This is a genomic window from Mucilaginibacter gossypiicola, from assembly GCF_900110105.1.
Taxonomy (GTDB): Bacteria; Bacteroidota; Bacteroidia; order Sphingobacteriales; family Sphingobacteriaceae; genus Mucilaginibacter; species Mucilaginibacter gossypiicola.
Window position 1 is genome coordinate 849623 of the sequence record NZ_FOCL01000001.1, and the last position, 18154, is coordinate 867776.

An 18154-nucleotide genomic window follows, 5' to 3' on the forward strand; every position below is an offset into this window, starting at 1 on the left:
TATCTTATCCAAGCATTAGATTAATTTTATGCTGAATAAGATCATTCATTTTTCCATCAACAATAAATTGGTAATTGGGTTATTTACGCTCGGGCTGATTGCCTGGGGTATCTGGTCACTCAAAAAATTACCCATAGATGCCGTTCCTGATATTACTAATAATCAGGTTCAGGTTATTACATTGAGCCCCTCCCTGGCGACCCAGGAGGTTGAAAGGCTTATTTCCTATCCGGTCGAACAAACGATGGCCACCATTCCTGAGATTGAACAGGTGCGTTCTATCTCTCGTTTCGGTCTCTCGGTGGTGACTATTGTATTCCACGATGATGTGGATATCTATTGGGCACGCCAGCAGGTTAACGAAAAACTTGCAGAGGCCAAAAACAATATTCCGGCCGGTTTAGGCAACCCTGAAATTTCCCCTATTTCAACTGGTCTTGGCGAGATCTATCAATATGTGATTCACGCCAAACCGGGATATGAAACTAAATTTAACGCCCGTGAGCTGCGGAGCATCCAGGATTGGATCGTTCGTCGGCAGCTATTAGGCACACCTGGTATTGCCGAGGTAAATAGCTTTGGCGGCCTATTAAAACAATATGAAATCGCGCTTGATCCCGATAAACTGCGCAGCTTCAACCTCAGCATTACCAATGTATTTGATGCCCTGGAGCAGAATAACCAAAATACCGGTGGCGCTTATATAGATAAAAAGCCCAATGCCTACTTTATCAGGAGCGAAGGTTTGGTAGGATCTACCGATGATATCGGCAAAATCGTCGTGAAGAACAATACGGACGGTACACCGGTTCTGATCCGAGATATCTCGGTTGTTAAAATTGGCAATTCTATCCGTTATGGTGCGCTTACCCGCGCTTCTAAAGAGAACAGTGGTGAGGCGGTTGGCGGTATCGTGATGATGTTAAAGGGCGCTAATGCTAATAACGTTGTAAAAGCGGTGAAAGAAAAGATCGCCCGCATCAATACCTCATTACCGCAGGGCGTAGTTGTAGAATCATTCCTTGACCGTAGTGCCCTGGTGGGAAGAGCTATAGGTACAGTAGAAAAGAACCTGATCGAGGGTGCGCTTATTGTAATCTTCGTGTTGGTTATCTTCCTGGGTAATCTTCGGGCCGGTTTGGTAGTTGCCTCGGTAATCCCGTTAGCGATGCTTTTCGCCATCTGTATGATGAACCTTTTTGGGGTATCCGGTAACCTGATGTCCCTTGGAGCGATAGATTTTGGTTTGATCGTGGATGGCGCTGTGATTATCGTGGAAGCTACGATGCATTTGCTTTATGCAAAAGAACGCGCAAAAGCTTATACGCAACAGGAGATGAATGACCAGGTAGAAACGTCGGCTGTGCGTATGATGAGTGCTGCAGCATTTGGGCAGATCATTATCCTGATTGTATATTTTCCAATATTGGCCTTGGTAGGTATAGAAGGTAAAATGTTCCGGCCGATGGCTGAAACCGTTGCGTTTGCCATTATTGGTGCATTCCTTTTGTCTTTGACCTATGTGCCAATGATTTCATCGATGTTCCTGAGTAAAAAACCAAAAAAAGGCAAGAACTTCTCAGACAAAATGATGGACGCGGTGCATAAACGCTACGAGCCGATGATCAAAGGTGCCTTAAATCACCGCATGCCGATCATCATCGTTTCTGTTGTACTATTGGTCGCAGCAGTGTTCACGTTTACCCGCATGGGCGGTGAGTTCATCCCAACGCTGGAAGAAGGCGATTTCGCCGTTGAAACGAGATTGCTGACCGGCAGTTCCCTTTCCCAAACTATTGATAAGGTAAACCAGGCCTCACAAATACTGGTAAAAAAATTCCCTGAAGTAAAAGAAGTGATCGGTAAGATCGGTGCAGCGGAGATTCCCACAGACCCTATGCCAATGGACGCATGCGATTTAACGGTGATCCTGAAAGATAAAAAAGAATGGACAACCACCCAGGATCGCGAAGAACTGGCCAATCTGATGGCCAAGGAACTGGAGAGCGTACCAGGTGTAACCTTCGGATTTTCCCAGCCCATCCAGCTTCGTTCCAATGAGCTGATCTCCGGCGTTAGACAGGATATTGGTATCAAAATATTTGGTGACGACCTGCAAACATTAGCCGAGCTATCACAAAAGGTTGGCAAAATTGTGAGCAGCGTTTCAGGTGCCAAAGATTTATATATTGAGCAGGCAACAGGTCTTCCACAGATCGTTGTGAAAATTGACCGGGATAAAGTGGCCCAATACGGCTTGAGTGTGTCAACCGTTAACCAGGCCATTAATGCCGCCTTTGCCGGTCAATCCGCAGGGCTTGTTTACGAGGGTGAGCGCCGTTATGATATGGTCGTGCGCCTTTCGGATCAGAACCGTCAGAATATTGATGACGTGAAGAACCTTTATGTAACAGCGCCAAACGGTAACCAGGTACCACTGGAACAACTGGCCAGTGTGCAGTTCCAGGTTGGCCCTAACCAGATCCAGCGCGAGGATACCAAACGTCGTATCGTGGTAGGCCTGAATGTACGTGGCCGTGATATTCAATCTGTAGTAACTGAAATACAGGCCAAGGTTAATCAACAGATAAAAATGCCTGCCGGTTATTATGTCACCTATGGTGGACAGTTTGAAAACCTGAAAGAAGCGACTGCAAGATTAAGCGTTGCGGTACCGGTGGCCTTGTTGCTCATCTTGCTATTATTGTACTTCTCTTTTGGCTCGATCAAGCAATCCGTCCTGATCTTTTCCGCAATACCAATGGCAGCTATTGGCGGCGTATTTGCCTTACTGTTACGCGGTATGCCATTCAGTATATCAGCTGGCGTGGGCTTCATCGCGCTATTCGGTGTAGCGGTATTGAACGGTATCGTATTGATCACTGAGTTTAACAGGTTAAAGAAAAGTGGCCTTACCGATCTTAAAAAGATCGTGCTCGAAGGTACTGCTGAACGGCTCCGTCCGGTACTGATGACAGCAACGGTTGCCTCGTTAGGCTTTATGCCGATGGCAATTTCATCTGCTGCCGGGGCTGAGGTGCAAAAACCGCTGGCAACCGTAGTTATCGGTGGTTTGATCACTTCGACGATATTGACTTTAATTGTATTACCCGTGTTATATACGTATTTCGAGAATTTCGGAAAAAACCGTAAAGGTGGCAAAGCCGCAAAGGTTGTAGCCTCACTATTATTGCTATTAGGATTTTGCCTGCCTTCAGCCAAAGCACAAAACCGTCCTGCCCCCGGACAACCGCTTACGCTGGAGCAGGCTATTTCAACTGCATCTGCCAATAACTTTGGTGTTAAGGCCTCACAACTGGAGATCAGCCAGCAAACGGCACTAAAAGGTAGTTCCGTTGACCTGGGCAAAACTAATTTCAACTTCCAATACGGTCAGTTCAACAGTATCAAGCGGGATAATCAGATCAATATCACGCAAAGTATCCCTTTCCCCGGTTTATTTAAAAGCCAGCGCCAGGTTTATGAGGCGCAGGAGCAGAACGCCAGGATCGGACTGAATGTTACCCAATCGCAATTGCGTTACCAGGTGCGGCAGGCCTTCGGGCAACTCGCTTATTTTACTGCACTGAGCGACCTTTATTTGCGCCAGGATTCGATTTATAACGAGTTCTTCCGCGCCGCCTCGGTACGTTTTAAAGCAGGTGAAAGCAATTTACTGGAAAAGACCACCGCGGAAACTCAGTTAAATGAGGTACGTAACCAACGCAGCAAGAACAGCGGAGATATTGCCGCAGCAAGTGCAGAACTGCAACGGTTAATGAATACAAGCGATTCCGTATCGCTGGTAAGCGGTTCGCTGAAAAGGGCGAGCGCTGAGTTTAAACATTTGGACAGTGCCATTAACCAAAATCCCCAACTGGCGTATCAGCGCCAGCAGGTAATTTTAGCAGACCGTACGATCAGCCTGGAGAAAGCGAAATCCGGGCCGGATTTTACCGTAGGCTATTTCAACCAGTCGATCATGGGTATTCAAAATGTTAACGGAACTGATCAAAATTTCACCGGTGCCAACCGCTTCCAGGGCTTTCAGGCGGGAATTTCAATTCCTTTGTTCTTTAAACCTTTCGCAGCACGCGTAAAAGCGGCCCGCATTCAAAAGGAGGTATCGCAGACGCAATTGCAACTGTATGAGAAAAACCTCTCCAGCCAATATGAGCAGTCTTACCACCAGTTACTGAAAAGTGACCGTTCGGTATCCTACTATGAAAGCAGCGCCCTGCCCAATGCAGAGCTGATCCTGAAACAGGCGCAGATCGCCTTCCGAAACGGGGAGATCAGTTATGTAGAATTTGTGCAGGCGCTGAAAACGGCATCGGACATTCGTTTGGCTTACTTACAAGCCCTTAATCAATACAATCAATCTGTTTACGACTTGCAATACCTGACCGGTTTATAATAAAAGAAATGAAAAAGCAATTAATAATAAAATTTTCGGGCCTGATGATCATCGTTTCACTGGCCTTATCGATGAGCAGCTGCAGTGGTGGTGGCAATAAAGAAACTGCTGCTACGGCAGATACCACGAAAAAGAAAGAAGAAAGTAATGTCGCTGAGATCAGCGACGCGCAGTATAATACTTTGGGTGTTAAACTGGAAACAGTAAGCCAGAAAGCGCTAAGTGGTGTTCTGAAAGTTAACGGATTTATAGACGTACCACCACAGGATTTAGTGAGCATCAGCACCCAAATGGGTGGTATTGTAAAATCGATACCGGTGCTTCAAGGTTCTGTAGTTAAGAAAGGGCAAGTGATCGCCATACTGGAAAACCAGGATTATGTACAATTACAACAAGACTACCTCGATAGCAAAAGCCAGCATGATCTTAATTCAGCCGAGTACAAGCGTCAGCAAACCCTGGCCTCGCAAAATGTAACGGCTACAAAGGTTTTACAACAGGCCAAGGCCAGTTATGAGAGTTCAATGGCGCGCGAAGCGGCCTTGCGCCAACGTTTGCGCCTGATCAATATCGACCCTGAAAAGCTGACACCGGCAGGCATACGTAGTACGGTAAATATCTATGCACCTATAGGCGGCTACGTGACCAAGGTGAATACCAACGTAGGTAAATTTGTTAATCCAAATGATATCATGCTGGAAATAGTAAACAGCAATAACCTCCACGTGGAATTAAATGTATTCGAGCGGGATGCCGAAAAAGTAAAAACCGGCCAAACCGTACGCTTTACTTTAACCAACGACTCAACAGAGCGCCAGGCAATCGTTTCCCTTGTAGGTAAAGAAATCAATGCGGACAAGACGATACGCATTCACAGTATTGCCAAAGGCAGCTTTAATTTCTTGCCGGGAACTTACGTAAAGGCATTTATTGAAACCGGGAAAAACGCGACCCCTGCACTTCCGGAAACTGCCGTTGTGAATTTTGAAGGGAAGCAATATGTGTTTTTGAGTACAGGGACCGCCAATGAAAAACGTAAAGATGGTGATACCAAAGTATACCGATTTAAAATGACGCCGGTTACGACCGGCGTAAATGAAGGAGGTTATATCGCGGTGCAATTGCCGGCCGAAGTACCTGCTAATAGCCAAATAGTTACAAAAGGTGCTTATGACCTTTTGAGTAAGCTTAAAAATAGCGAAGAAGAATAAAATCCTAAAAAACGATGAAAAAACAGGAAAGCAAAAATGCGGCCCAGCGAAATGGCCACAAGCACGAAACTCCGAGGGTAGATATCAGTCGGCCAGAGGATAAAGAGGAAAAAAAGGGTCATAAGCATAACGAGAAAGACCATGAACATGAAGAAGGCCATGATCATGAACATGGTGGTGTTTTTGGAAAAAATACCGAACTCATTTTCGCGATCCTTTGCGGTGTGGCGCTGGGGACAGGCTGGGGATTGCATTTCATTAAGAGCCTGCCGGATTGGGTAAGTCTTTCCTGTTACATCGTCGCTTACTTCTTCGGCGGGTACTTTACAGCCAAAGAAGCTGTAGAAACCGTATTGAAAGGTGGCTTTGAGATCGATTTCCTGATGCTGGTGGCAGCAGTTGGTGCCGCAATTCTCGGTTCCTGGCTGGAAGGTGCATTGCTGTTATTTTTATTCAGCCTGGGCCATTCATTGGAACATTATGCCATGGGCAAAGCCCGGAAATCCATAGAAGCGCTCACCAGTTTGGCACCGCCAACCGCGCTTGTTATCAAAGACGGGAAACAAACCGAAATCCTGATAGAAGACCTGCAATTGGGCGAGATCATTTTGATCAAACCAAACAGCAAAATTCCTGCGGACGGTGTCGTGATCAAAGGAGAAGGCAGCGTGAATCAAGCCCCGATAACCGGGGAAAGTGTACCGGTAGACAAACGGCCCGTGACTGATCCAGATAAGGATTACAGTGCAGAGAAATCAATCAAACCTGAGCACCGCGTATTTGCCGGCACCATCAACGGTGGTTCAGCATTAGAGGTTAGAGTGATTCGTGAGGCTAAAGATTCAACCATCAGTCGCCTGGTAAAAATGGTGAATGAGGCAGAAAAGCAGAAATCCCCTACGCAGTTGTTCACGGATAAGTTCGAGAAATATTTTGTACCTGCTGTACTGGTACTGGTAACAGCGCTGTGTTTTGCTTTCCTTGTCATCGACGAACCTTTCAGCAAAAGCTTTTACCGGGCTATGTCTGTGCTTGTTGCAGCAAGTCCCTGCGCTTTGGCTATTAGTACGCCCAGTGCCGTGTTAAGCGGAGTAGCCCGTGCCGCGCGCGGAGGGGTGTTGATCAAAGGCGGACGTCCGCTGGAAGATTTGGGTGAACTGCAAGCCATCGCGTTCGATAAAACAGGAACGCTAACCGAAGGCAAACCCAAACTTACACAGGTTATTCCATTTGAAGGCATTACAGAAGAAGAACTCCTGGAAACTGCTATCGCAGTGGAACGCCTGAGTGATCACCCCCTTGCCGAGGCAATTGTTAAGGGCGGTATGGAGCGGTTGAAGAAAAACCACAAAATCCCGGAAGCCAGCAGTGTAAAAGGTATTGTTGGCAAAGGTGTAGAGGCTAAGATCGGCAGTCACGAAATATTGATCGGCAATTTGGCACTTTTTGGCAAAACGCTGCCCGAGGAATTGAAGAAACAGGTTGAGGAACTGGAGAAAGGTGGCAACACCTCTATGACAGTGAAATCCGGAAAAAACTTCCTGGGCATTATCGCCCTGATGGATACCCCGAGAAAAGAGGCCAAAAACGTGATCAGCCAGTTAAAAGAGCTGGGCATTAAAAAAATGGTCATGCTAACCGGCGATAACCAGCAGGTTGCTGAAGCCGTCGCCAAAGAAGTTGGCGTAACCGATGCCTGGGGTAACCTGATGCCGGAAGATAAGGTTGCAGCTGTTCAAAAACTCGATAAATCAGAGAAAAAAGTGGCGATGGTTGGTGATGGCGTTAATGACGCTCCGGCTATGGCCAAAAGTACTGTGGGGATAGCTATGGGTGCAGCCGGTTCCGATGTAGCGTTGGAAACAGCAGATATCGCATTAATGGGGGATAAACTCGAAAGCCTGCCATTCGCCATAGGCCTTAGCCGTAAATCGCGGGGCATTATTAAACAGAACTTGTGTATCAGCCTTGGAATGGTCGCTGTACTGATCCCGCTGACCATATTAGGAATTGCATCTATTGGCCCGGCGGTTGTCGCTCACGAAGGCTCAACACTCCTGGTGGTTTTTAACGCACTTCGCTTGCTGGCTTACGATAGTGGTCATAATAATTCGGCGAAAGGAAAAAAGAAATAAGATGCTCAAAAAGATCAGGAAGTTTTTGGGGGCGCTGGGGCCAGGTATCGTGACCGGGGCCAGTGATGATGACCCTTCGGGTATAGCGACTTATTCGCAGGCCGGAGCTAAATATGGTTTAACAACCTTATGGACTGTTATCATCACCTTCCCGTTAATGGCGGCAATTCAGGAAATGTGCGCCAGGATTGGCCTGATCACCTCAGCGGGTTTAACGACTACGCTGAAGGCTCATTATGGCAAACCTGTTTTGTACCTGATGTTGATTTTTAGTGTACCTGCCATCATTCTGAACATCGGAGCGGATATTGCTGCAATGGGTGCTGTCGCTAATTTGCTTATTCCATCAGTGCCACCCATTTACTTCAGCATTGCTTTTACAGGTCTGTTGCTTTTTTTTATTGTTTATCTGCCATACCAAAAGTTCGTTGCGGTATTAAAATACCTATGTCTTACCCTACTGCTTTACATAGCGGTACCGTTTTTTACAAAACCGGACTGGTGGCAGGTGCTTAAACAAACCGTCATACCGACTTTTCGTTGGGATAAAGATTTTATCGGCGTGCTGGTTGCGATATTGGGAACCACCATTTCACCATATCTCTTTTTCTGGCAGACGGCAATGGAAGCCGAGGACGTAAAAACTGTAAAACGGCAATTGATCGTTAACAAACGAAGGTTAACGCTGAGCGAGGCTCATCCAGATAATGGTGAGAAACGGGAGCGAAAATTACTTGGTTTGCTTATCCAAAAGATGAGCGTTGATGTTAACCTCGGCATGTTTTTGTCCAACCTGATCATGTTCTTCACCATCCTGGCAACAGGCACGGCGCTTTATTCGCATGGTGTAAGAAATATCGATACAGTCGAGCAAGCTGCAAAAGCATTAGCCCCTGTTGCCGGAAGGCTGTCGTATCTGTTGTTTGCAGTAGGTATCATCGGTACAGGTTTTCTTGCTATTCCTGTGTTAAGTGGTTCGCTTTCCTATATCGTCACGGAAACTTTTGGTTTAAAAGGCAGCCTTGATAAGAAATTTCATCAGGCAAAAGCCTTTTATGTAATTCTGATTATTTCCGTGTTACTGGGTCTGGGTATTAATTATTTCGGTATCAACCCGGTAGATGCATTGCTATATACAGCCATACTTTATGGGGTTACTTGTCCCGTAATTATTGGAATTGTGCTGCACATCGCCAATAACAAAACAATCATGGGCGAGTACACGAATAAAACATTATCCAATGTCTTGGGAACACTCTGTTTGCTGGTGATGACAGCAGGAGCATTTTTTTTGATTTACCTCGAATTTTTTAGCAAATGAAGTTCAGTAAATATGATTCAAAAACATTTCAGATCGTTTGCTGGGCTACTATCGCAGCAATGAGCTGTTTTCTGATCGCTGTAATTTTTACGGTTTTTCATGTAAACCTTGGCGCAGTAAATGGCTGGTTGGAAACAACAGTACAGTATGTCAGATGGCAGCAGGTTCGGAGCATGGCACCTCATTTAATTAATGTCCCCTACTGGATTCCGTATTGGTGCGCAATTATTCTCATGTTCCTCTACAAAGAACGCGTGCGATTTATGTTTTGGCTGAACAGGTTTTCCATGTTTGGATTGTTGCTTACGGCTGTTTTGCTTTTGTTTAACCAGGCTATGCGTTGGTTCTGGCCAGAATTATGCGGCAGGTCACTGAACTTTGCCCATCCCAAACCCTATGAAAGTTGTCAAATTCTCTTTGTTACCGGGTCGGTCGTAACAGGTATGTGCCTGTTGGCCTATTTCTGTTTGCGCAAACGGCATTGGATGGTAAAAGTGATGCTGACCCTATGCAGCCTCGGACTTAACCTGGCCGCGTTAATGGAAAGGAAATTTTTCCCATTACAATTATTAATTGCTTTAGCAATTGCCGCTGGAGCAGCGGGTATTACCTATGTGCGGATCAGCCTGGCCAGTGAAGAACAGTTTCCGGAACTATATAAGTATATAAAATTATGAGCCAATTAGAAAAAGAGATCCTGTTTACCTTAATCCCAGTTGTTCTGCTAATCGCTGGGGGAATCCTGGGCATCTTCCGCACAGCCAGCAGTGCCTTTAAAAGTATGACGTTACATTTCGCGGCAGGTGTAGTTTTCTCGGTCGTAGCTGTAGAGTTGCTGCCGGATATGATCAAGATCCATGACCCGTTGCTGATCGTGGTTGGTTTCGTATTTGGTATTGCATCAATGCTGATCGTCAAGCAGGTAACTGAAAAAATGGAAGAAAAAGCGGCTAACAAAGATAAGACGGGCAAATTGCCATGGGCGGCACTTAGCGCTATCGGTATCGACTTGCTCATCGATGGGATCTTACTGGGTATCGGCTTTGCTGCCGGCCAAAAGGAAGGTACTTTGCTGGCATTCGCGCTGGCGCTGGAATGTTTTTCATTGGGTATTGCAGTCATTACCACCATTCAATCATCCGCAGTAAGCAGGGGTAAAATGTACCAGGTATTGATAGGCCTTGGAATTGTGTTTTTGATTGGCGCGGTAGCTGGCTTATTCCTGTTGCACAATGCTCCCGATAAGGTAATGGAATTTATCCTTTCGTTCGGAGCGGCGGCACTGATGTACCTGGTGACCGAGGAACTTTTAGTCGAGGCACATGAGGAAAAGGATTCGCCTTTTTATACGGCATTGTTCTTTGGAGGCTTCCTGATATTTCTAATTCTGGGCATAATATTATAAAAACTAATGGAACAAGATCAATCGAAAAACATGCAAACGCCACTGAAAGACCTGGAGCCTGAAGTAAAATCTAAAGCACTGGAGATTGAGGCGAATTTGAAAGAAAGCGACATCCCGGAAGGAAGTACCAGGGAGAAGGAGGCCGTTAAACAGGCCCAACAATGGTTTTTAGATTTGGAGGGGTAAATATGGATTTTCCGTTTAAAGTAACCCAGGATGCGGGTACATACCAATTCCTGCATATTAAAGTCAACCCGGATAACCGGGCTATAACGGATAGTAACCTGCAATTGCAGGTTTACCTGACGCTGGCGCGCAGACTTTCACTGGGGCTGAACTGCTATGCCCTGGTTCCTTATTCACCAATCATTGTTGAGTTATGGCCCCAATCTGTCAAGGTGAGTTACCGGTACCGGTTATTGGTAGATGATTTCAATGGAATGGGTATCGACCGAGGGTTTCAACCGGTTAATAATAACACACCTGAAATGGCCCTTGTTGCCCTCAAAGATCTGAAGACCCTCCGTAGTATTTCGGAAGATAGCTTGGGTGAGTATGCCTCCGAGGTATCCATCTTCCTGTTACACCCGGGACGCTTATTAGCGCTTACTAACCTGTTACGGGCAGAGGTGGCACCTTTCATGCCGCGATTCCTTCAAAATAATGAATTATTCATCCATTTAACCTGCGGTAAGGCACAAGGATATTACGATGGAATTTTGATCCGGTCGTTAACCGATGTGAGCCAGCAAATTAATGGAGCAATTCAATTAACACAAACTGGCGATCTCCTATGAACATCCTGATCATGATCACGCAATTTCTGGCTGGGCTGAGCCTGCTCGTCTTCATCCACGAGCTGGGGCATTTTCTTGCGGCCAGAGCTTTCGGTATCAGGATCAAAAAGTTTTACCTTTTCTTCGATGCTTTCGATAAGCGATTGTATCGATACAATTATAAGGGAACGGAGTTTGGTATAGGCTGGCTGCCTGTTGGCGGCTACGTTCGGATGGCCGGAAGTCTTACAGCCGTGGATGAGGATGAGGCCGATGAAGATGCGGAGGTTCCACAAGGTCAGCGGTATGGAGATAAACCAGTTTGGCAGCGCCTGATCGTTATGTCTGCCGGTATCGCAATGAACCTCTGTCTGGCGCTGATTATTTACTGCGGGATTTTTCTTTATTATGGCCGGAACCAGGTCACTGCTATTGGCCGGGATTTAATCATACTTCCTGGTGAGTTAGGGTTACAGGCCGGTTTACAGCCAGGCGATGAAGTTACATCGATCAATGCCGACTCTTCTCTATATGAAGACGAGTTGCTGAGTACTCACCTGATGCGGGGTAATACTGTTTTATCCATTGTCCGTCATCAGGGCAAGGAAAAAATACACATGCACGTTGCCGTCTCGCCAAAGATCATGCAGCTTGTCGCAGATAAAGGGTTAACTCAATTTTTTTCGATAAAAGCAGGATTTCAGGTAGATTCTATTTACACGAACATCGATCTGCGCCACAATCAGACTTTTAAAAAATCGCATATCGTCGCTCTTAATGGGGATTACGTACAATCATATAATGATTTTATCATTCGATTAAAGGAGAATAAACAGCGACAGCTTTATCTGACGGTTATTCATGACGGCAAAACCAGTACTATGCTGGCCCATCAGGAGAAAGACGGCCATATCGGCTTTAGCGTGGATAACAAACTGCCTCTGGTTAAACCCCAAAGGATTACATTAAGTCAATCCCTCTCCGCAGGGACTAATAAAGTTTGGAACACCATATCTGAAAACTCCAGCGGATTAAGCCAACTGGTATCAGGTGAGGTAAAAGCCAACGAAGGACTTGTAGGACCCGTACGTATCGCCACACTTTTCAGCGGAAATTTTGAACCCAAAAGGTTTTGGGAGCTTGTAGCACTTCTTTCCACTGCGCTTGCACTGTTCAATGTAATTCCGCTACCACCGATGGACGGCGGGATCTTGTTATTACTCATTTACGAGGGATTTACCCGTAAACCTGTCAGCCGGACATTTTGGGCCTTTTTCTCCCTCAGCGGATTAGTGATAATCCTTTTATTATCCGGCTATGTACTTTTTAATGACATCCGCACACTAAACACAATGCATCCATGAATGAACTCATCAAAAAAACTGAAGAATATATAATCAATCTTTTAGGACAAAAGCTGGCTGTCGGCATGGTCTATCATAATCTCGATCATACCCAGCTGATGGTAGCTGCAGTAAATGACCTATGCACCGAAATGCACCTCAATGAATGGGAACAGGAAATATTAATGGTTTCGGCCTGGTTTCATGATAGCGGATATTGTTATACCTATCAGGGGCATGAAGCAATTAGCATGACAATTGCCGGTGATTTTCTGCGGAGTATGGGCAAAAAAGATTTGTTCATTAACCCGGTTAATGAATGTATACGGGCCACACAGATGCCACAAGAGCCTAAAACCCATTTCCAGGCGATTATGTGTGATGCAGACATGCGTCATCTGGCACTCCCTGATTTTGCGATTCATTCTGAACGCCTCCGAATGGAATGGGCGAATGTATTAGATAAAGAATATAGCAATTCGGATTGGGTTCGTCAAAATCTGCAATTCTTGAGCGATCATACCTATTTTACCGCTCACGCGAAGAAGCATTGGGAACCTGTAAAACAAAGGAATATCAGTCAATTAAAATCATGGCTTACAGACCAGGTACAAAACGACTTTTCCGATGGAGATCAATCAAATTAAATCAAGCAACGTTTGCCAAACTGTATTAATGTTCCTCCTCATTGTGTTTTTAGGAGTCCATCCTTTGCTGGCGCAACCCCTAACGTCCAAAAAAGCATTGCCGGACTACCTGACACAAATTCAGCGAACAGCAGATTCGGTGCTGAAATTTTCACCCAACAACGCACGTAGCTACTACATTAAAATCACCCGATCCATTTATGACCGGGCTTTAAAGATTACGATGACGGAATCGGCAATACAGAGCGGTACAGGAAATTCAGGATTTACGCGAGCTATGGTTCAATTACAATACCAGCTTCGGGCGGATCTTTTTCCTTCGTCCTGCAAACAAACTGCCACCCCAATACCCGATTTGTTTCAGCGGACCGTTGATGCTGCAATGCGAAATTTTAGTAGGTATCAGCAACCCAAAGGTTTGGATCGGGAAAGATTGTACCTGTGGGTGATGATTCAGGTATTTGAAAACTTGAATCAGATCAATGCCGGTTTTTTGCAGGTAGGTCTCTCAACTAAAGAAAAAGACCAGGTATGGCAGCGTCTAAAGATGCAGCAGCAAATGATCGTACAGTTGAAATCAAAATATGAAAGATAATACCACCGTCAATGGTAACACATACGTTTAGAGCTCAGGCAGATCCCCGGAACCCCATAGCCAGGCTATGGGGCGGGGTAAGCCCATTTATTTTGCTCGTGTTCCTTGGCTTTTCTTTAAATGCCCAGGCGCAAGCCAATGATCATACAAAATATCCCGCAAAACATCAATCAGTAGATACTTTACGGGAAGAACGTTTCCGTATTTCCTATGCTTTAAATGCATTTCCGGTTAGAACAACAATGAAGTCTGACGGCCGCCTATCGTGGATTAATTACGGCTTGCAGTTCGGCGTTTCTGTGCGGTTACACCGGGAATGTTTTTTGCAAGCAGAAGCTGCAAAGAATTTTGGGACGAATAATACCTATTATAGGCAGTACGGTCTGCATTTAGCCTATGATATTCATAACAAGCGAGCGCCTGATGCATTGATTTTAACACCATACCTGGGTGTCAATTTCTTCAGATTCCATCAGCCTGCTAAAGCATTAAAAGGAAGCTCTAATTACCTGATTGGCGGTTTGAATTATAACCTGTCATTAAGCAACCGCTTATCCCTTTATGCTTCTACCGGCCTTAGTGATCTTAAATTGCGAGGAGACCAATTATTATACCCTACCAATCTTTCAGCGGCCATCGGGATGACGATTAAATTATTACCACATCAATTAAAATAATGACCAAACCAATAAAATTAAATATTACCCGGCTCGATGCCCACCATAAATTATATGTAGCGCTGACTTTGGCAGCAATATGCTGGATTGCTGTTCGTGGGGCAGTATCCATCTCGAACCAGTACTTATTAACCTGGCTGACATATTCGCTGGTATCACTGACACTTTCTGCGTTGACGATCTTTAAAGTTCACCCGTCTACCATGCACCATGATGCACATGCCCAGGATTCGAGTAAAACCCTCGTTTTCCTATTTGCCATATTTGCATCTGTAGCGAGTTTATTTGCCATTGTATTATTATTAAAAAATGGTACAGAGAACGATCTGCGACAACTAACCTTTCATGTGCTTTTGTCATTAGCCTGCGTTGTTACTTCGTGGATATTAGTTCACACCATTTTTACTTTTCGTTATGCCCACTTTTACTACTGTGATGTAGAAGATGGTTCGGACAACAAAGCATTTAAGCCAGGAGGTTTAGAGTTTCCGAATGAGCCAAAACCTGATTATCTGGATTTTGCCTATTTCTCTTTTGTGATCGGTATGACTTTCCAGGTATCTGATGTACAAGTAACTTCCCGGCGTATTCGCCGGCTTGCCCTTTTGCACGGGTTACTGGCATTTTCCTTTAACACAATTATTGTAGCGCTGAGTATTAATGTTATCGCAGGCATTGTTCAAAAATAACCACCAAATAAAGCTTACTTATGGAAAATCACCAACACATGAAGGCCGAAATTCAGGAACACCTGGAGGCGGCTGCAACGCTAAAAGATCCTGAGTTTTTAAATAAGCTTGAAAAAGCTGCGGAATTGATTATTGAAACCATTAAGAACGGAAAAAAATTACTGCTCTTTGGTAATGGAGGTAGCGCAAGCGATGCACAACATATCGCGGCTGAATTCACGGGACGCTATGTAAAAGAGCGGCGGGGTTTACCTGCAATCGCTTTGACTACCGATACATCAGCTCTAACCGCGATAGGTAATGATTATGGTTTCCCGGCAGTTTTCTCCAGGCAAGTTGAAGCACTGGCGCAGCCCGGTGATTTAGTGATAGGAATTTCAACAAGCGGGAATAGCGAGAATGTTGTTTCTGGTTTATTAGAAGCCAAGAACCGGGGATGCCGCTTGATAGGTCTTTCGGGTGCCAACGGTGGCATGATATCCGTTGTTTGTGATATTACCTTAAATGTAAATAGCGATATTACTGCCAGGGTACAGGAGATGCATATATTGATCGGTCATCTTTTATGCAGCGCTGTTGACCGGATATTTGCTTCGGGTGAAAAATAATTATTGTTAAATTACTTTCAATTTAATTAAAACTTTAATCTACCATGCTATTAAAAAAAAGAATCTCGATCACCTATTTTTTGAACCTGATCAAATATGACATCATTGCTGTTGCCGCTTATGCGATTTTGGCTGGCACCTTCGATCATTACTGGTTATTGAAAGAAGTTTCTATTCCACTGGCCGTCTCTGCCTTTGTGGGAACCTTATTATCATTGCTACTTGCATTCCGTACGTCTCAATCATATCAGTTATGGTGGGAAGCGAGAATAATATGGGGAGGTATAGTAAATGATAGCCGCACACTGATCAGGCAGGCAAAACAATTTTTTCCTAAAACCAAAGATGGTGAAGAATTGGTGGCAAAACTTGCAGAGCAACAAATATTATGGTGTTTTGCACTGACTGAAAATCTTCGGAAAGTCCCCTTTACCGGACCAGTGGCTGAATATGTAACGGTTAACCAGGTTAAAACGAATAACCTGCCAAATCATTTGCTGGATAAACATGCTGATTTGTTGGCTAATGCATCTGAAAAGTTCAACATTAATGCCAATAAGCAAGTTCAAATTGATTCGACCATAGCACGACTATGTGATGGAATGGGTAAATGTGAAAGACTTAAAAATACTGTTTTCCCGAGATCCTATAGCGTAATGATCCATTTTCTAATTTATGTGCTCATGACTTTGCTTCCATTCGGACTTGAGGATAAATCAAAATTTATAGAGATCTGTCTCACTTTTGCCATTCCAGTATTATTCATTGCCATCGAACGTACTGCGATCCTTATGCAGGACCCTTTTGAAAATAAACCGACCGATACCCCAATGACAACGTTGAGCAGAACTATTGAGGGCAATTTGCGGGAAATGATTGGAAAACCTGCTGCTCCTGTTCAACCGTCACAGCCGGAAATTTATTACATCATGTAATATAAATATTTCCTGAAATTTAATTAGAAACCATTGAATTCTACTGGAAGAACCTTGGCTTATCGTTAATGAGAAAAAAGAAAAGGAAAAGAATAAAAACTTATAATGAGTCAAAAAAATTAGGTGAGCAACATGGCCTGACCATAAGAAGGATCAAAAAGAAAAAGTCCCAAGATCCATTATGGCAAAGGATAACAGTTTGTTTTTTGGTAACTATCCTTCTGCTATTTTAATTTTAAAAATATATGGGAGTTTAAAAGCATCTTTAAGATTTCGGGACCAACTTAGAAAGTTGGATAACTTACAAAATAAATAATAGTTAAAATCACTGAATATCAATCGCAAATAGGTTTGATAGCGGTATTTGTTTGAAAGTGATCTACAGCTGCTTGCAACCGCTTGTATGTATCCCGGAGTTTCCCTGCATAATTATTAAAGACGGTAGCATATCCTTCATGGCTCGTTCGCCATTGCATATAGATTACCGAAATTACGCTGATAGCAGCCATGAGGTCATTAACCTGAGTGTCTTGTGAGGGAGCAGTTTGAAAATATTGGTTCAAAGCTGTCGTGTTCGGTGTGATCAGATTGTTATATATTAATGTAGTATTTTGAGGATTTTGAGCCGAAATCAATAGCCAAGCTGCAGCATTATCACGTAGTTGATTTTCCAGGGTTTGACGTTGTTGACTCTTAATTGTTAGTTCACTGAATAATGCAGTTGTATTTTTTGTGAGCGTCATGAATGCGGTATTCCAATCATTCATAAGGTTATTTGCCTTCGCATAGTGCTCTTGATATTTTGCTTCAATCTCGGGGCCAAGCCTGTGTAGATAATCCAGATTACTTGTTAGATAAAACAATTGTTCATTATTACTGGCCTCTTCGCCGGTACTATTATAAATAAAAGCTTTCACAAGTTGATGAATATCAATTGCTGCTAACTTATCAGTGTTCAACGACAAAAATCCAAAGGCTTCCGCAGCAAGACGTTCGGATGCAATTAGTCTTGCAGACAAGTCCGAACAAGATAAAGCAAAAGCTTCGACAGGTGCTGAGAGGTTCGGTACCCAAGTATAGAACAAGGCTTTCAATTGTCGATATTGACGCCTCCTTTCTAAGTTTAGCTTGAACCAGGTCGCAAATATTCCCAGCCCAAAAACAAACAAGGATACGCATGCGGGTATTAGGTACTTGAGCACATTATCACTTATTAATGGTTCGGAATGTGGTGGCGTTTGTATCAATAACGTCATTTGAAATTCGGTTGGTTCATCGAAGATAATCATATAACGGTAGATCCCAATTTGAATGCAAACACTTCCTTATCCTTCAAGAAAATTAATTCTTGATTTCGTATTATGGCCATTATCATCATTATATATTATGTGTTCG

General features: G+C 44.2%; 16 protein-coding genes. 15 read left to right on the forward strand and 1 reads right to left on the reverse strand.

The genetic code is table 11. The annotated features are described in order from the left end of the window. Positions 1 to 28: 28 nt before the first annotated feature. The 15 genes from BMX50_RS03540 (at position 29) to BMX50_RS03610 (ending at position 16759) form a co-directional block, all read left to right on the forward strand. Complete coding sequence (locus BMX50_RS03540) at positions 29 to 4417, forward strand: CusA/CzcA family heavy metal efflux RND transporter (protein ID WP_091207720.1); 4389 nt, start codon at positions 29 to 31, stop codon at positions 4415 to 4417. 8 nt (positions 4418 to 4425) lie between these two features. Continuing rightward, positions 4426 to 5628: an efflux RND transporter periplasmic adaptor subunit gene (locus BMX50_RS03545; RefSeq protein ID WP_091207722.1), complete on the forward strand. Its 1203-nt coding sequence runs from the start codon at positions 4426 to 4428 to the stop codon at positions 5626 to 5628. Between the two features lie 14 nt (positions 5629 to 5642). Further along, positions 5643 to 7763, forward strand: a complete 2121-nt coding sequence (locus BMX50_RS03550; protein ID WP_091207725.1) for a heavy metal translocating P-type ATPase — start codon at positions 5643 to 5645, stop codon at positions 7761 to 7763. A 1-nt stretch (position 7764) separates the two neighbouring features. Then, a complete protein-coding gene (locus tag BMX50_RS03555; RefSeq protein WP_091207728.1) occupies positions 7765 to 9084 on the forward strand; it encodes an Nramp family divalent metal transporter in 1320 nt (439 codons plus the stop codon). A gap of 128 nt (positions 9085 to 9212) precedes the next feature. Next, positions 9213 to 9761, forward strand: coding sequence for a hypothetical protein (locus BMX50_RS03560; protein WP_167667795.1), 549 nt, complete (start codon positions 9213 to 9215; stop codon positions 9759 to 9761). Next, positions 9758 to 10489 carry a ZIP family metal transporter gene (locus BMX50_RS03565; RefSeq protein WP_091207735.1) on the forward strand — a complete coding sequence of 244 codons (732 nt, stop codon included), beginning with the start codon at positions 9758 to 9760 and terminating at the stop codon, positions 10487 to 10489. The genes BMX50_RS03560 and BMX50_RS03565 overlap by 4 nt, the downstream gene beginning before the upstream one ends. Positions 10490 to 10495: 6 nt before the next feature. Continuing rightward, positions 10496 to 10675: a hypothetical protein gene (locus BMX50_RS03570; RefSeq protein ID WP_091207738.1), complete on the forward strand. Its 180-nt coding sequence runs from the start codon at positions 10496 to 10498 to the stop codon at positions 10673 to 10675. Further along, positions 10651 to 11286: a hypothetical protein gene (locus BMX50_RS03575; RefSeq protein ID WP_143065075.1), complete on the forward strand. Its 636-nt coding sequence runs from the start codon at positions 10651 to 10653 to the stop codon at positions 11284 to 11286. Before BMX50_RS03570 ends, BMX50_RS03575 begins: the two co-directional genes overlap by 25 nt. After that, complete coding sequence (gene rseP / locus BMX50_RS03580; protein WP_091207743.1) at positions 11283 to 12629, forward strand: RIP metalloprotease RseP; 1347 nt, start codon at positions 11283 to 11285, stop codon at positions 12627 to 12629. The genes BMX50_RS03575 and rseP overlap by 4 nt, the downstream gene beginning before the upstream one ends. Further along, entirely contained in the window at positions 12626 to 13255 is a 630-nt protein-coding gene (locus BMX50_RS03585) for an HD domain-containing protein (RefSeq protein WP_091207746.1), read from the forward strand. The genes rseP and BMX50_RS03585 overlap by 4 nt, the downstream gene beginning before the upstream one ends. After that, positions 13236 to 13850 carry a hypothetical protein gene (locus BMX50_RS03590; protein WP_143065076.1) on the forward strand — a complete coding sequence of 205 codons (615 nt, stop codon included), beginning with the start codon at positions 13236 to 13238 and terminating at the stop codon, positions 13848 to 13850. Before BMX50_RS03585 ends, BMX50_RS03590 begins: the two co-directional genes overlap by 20 nt. A gap of 11 nt (positions 13851 to 13861) precedes the next feature. Continuing rightward, positions 13862 to 14527: a hypothetical protein gene (locus BMX50_RS03595; RefSeq protein ID WP_091207752.1), complete on the forward strand. Its 666-nt coding sequence runs from the start codon at positions 13862 to 13864 to the stop codon at positions 14525 to 14527. Beyond that, complete coding sequence (locus BMX50_RS03600) at positions 14527 to 15216, forward strand: DUF1345 domain-containing protein (protein WP_167667796.1); 690 nt, start codon at positions 14527 to 14529, stop codon at positions 15214 to 15216. Before BMX50_RS03595 ends, BMX50_RS03600 begins: the two co-directional genes overlap by 1 nt. Before the next feature lie 20 nt (positions 15217 to 15236). Further along, positions 15237 to 15824 carry a D-sedoheptulose 7-phosphate isomerase gene (locus BMX50_RS03605; protein WP_208864631.1) on the forward strand — a complete coding sequence of 196 codons (588 nt, stop codon included), beginning with the start codon at positions 15237 to 15239 and terminating at the stop codon, positions 15822 to 15824. A 44-nt stretch (positions 15825 to 15868) separates the two neighbouring features. After that, positions 15869 to 16759, forward strand: coding sequence for a bestrophin family protein (locus BMX50_RS03610; protein WP_091207755.1), 891 nt, complete (start codon positions 15869 to 15871; stop codon positions 16757 to 16759). A 335-nt stretch (positions 16760 to 17094) separates the two neighbouring features. On the opposite strand, the gene BMX50_RS03615 is transcribed toward BMX50_RS03610, so the two are convergent. Then, positions 17095 to 18048: a hypothetical protein gene (locus BMX50_RS03615; RefSeq protein ID WP_091207758.1), complete on the reverse strand. Its 954-nt coding sequence runs from the start codon at positions 18046 to 18048 to the stop codon at positions 17095 to 17097. Positions 18049 to 18154 lie beyond the last annotated feature (106 nt).

What these genes read in the sequence shown, in the direction of transcription:
- BMX50_RS03600 (WP_167667796.1), top strand. Translation starts at nt 14,527, where the DNA reads ATGACCAAACCAATAAAATTAAATATTACCCGGCTCGATGCCCACCAT.
- BMX50_RS03575 (WP_143065075.1), top strand. Translation starts at nt 10,651, where the DNA reads ATGGTTTTTAGATTTGGAGGGGTAAATATGGATTTTCCGTTTAAAGTA.
- BMX50_RS03605 (WP_208864631.1), top strand. Translation starts at nt 15,237, where the DNA reads ATGGAAAATCACCAACACATGAAGGCCGAAATTCAGGAACACCTGGAG.
- BMX50_RS03590 (WP_143065076.1), top strand. Translation starts at nt 13,236, where the DNA reads ATGGAGATCAATCAAATTAAATCAAGCAACGTTTGCCAAACTGTATTA.
- BMX50_RS03540 (WP_091207720.1), top strand. Translation starts at nt 29, where the DNA reads ATGCTGAATAAGATCATTCATTTTTCCATCAACAATAAATTGGTAATT.
- BMX50_RS03570 (WP_091207738.1), top strand. Translation starts at nt 10,496, where the DNA reads ATGGAACAAGATCAATCGAAAAACATGCAAACGCCACTGAAAGACCTG.
- BMX50_RS03610 (WP_091207755.1), top strand. Translation starts at nt 15,869, where the DNA reads ATGCTATTAAAAAAAAGAATCTCGATCACCTATTTTTTGAACCTGATC.
- BMX50_RS03595 (WP_091207752.1), top strand. Translation starts at nt 13,862, where the DNA reads ATGGTAACACATACGTTTAGAGCTCAGGCAGATCCCCGGAACCCCATA.
- BMX50_RS03615 (WP_091207758.1), bottom strand. Translation starts at nt 18,048, where the DNA reads ATGATTATCTTCGATGAACCAACCGAATTTCAAATGACGTTATTGATA.
- BMX50_RS03555 (WP_091207728.1), top strand. Translation starts at nt 7,765, where the DNA reads ATGCTCAAAAAGATCAGGAAGTTTTTGGGGGCGCTGGGGCCAGGTATC.
- BMX50_RS03550 (WP_091207725.1), top strand. Translation starts at nt 5,643, where the DNA reads ATGAAAAAACAGGAAAGCAAAAATGCGGCCCAGCGAAATGGCCACAAG.
- BMX50_RS03545 (WP_091207722.1), top strand. Translation starts at nt 4,426, where the DNA reads ATGAAAAAGCAATTAATAATAAAATTTTCGGGCCTGATGATCATCGTT.
- BMX50_RS03565 (WP_091207735.1), top strand. Translation starts at nt 9,758, where the DNA reads ATGAGCCAATTAGAAAAAGAGATCCTGTTTACCTTAATCCCAGTTGTT.
- BMX50_RS03585 (WP_091207746.1), top strand. Translation starts at nt 12,626, where the DNA reads ATGAATGAACTCATCAAAAAAACTGAAGAATATATAATCAATCTTTTA.
- rseP (WP_091207743.1), top strand. Translation starts at nt 11,283, where the DNA reads ATGAACATCCTGATCATGATCACGCAATTTCTGGCTGGGCTGAGCCTG.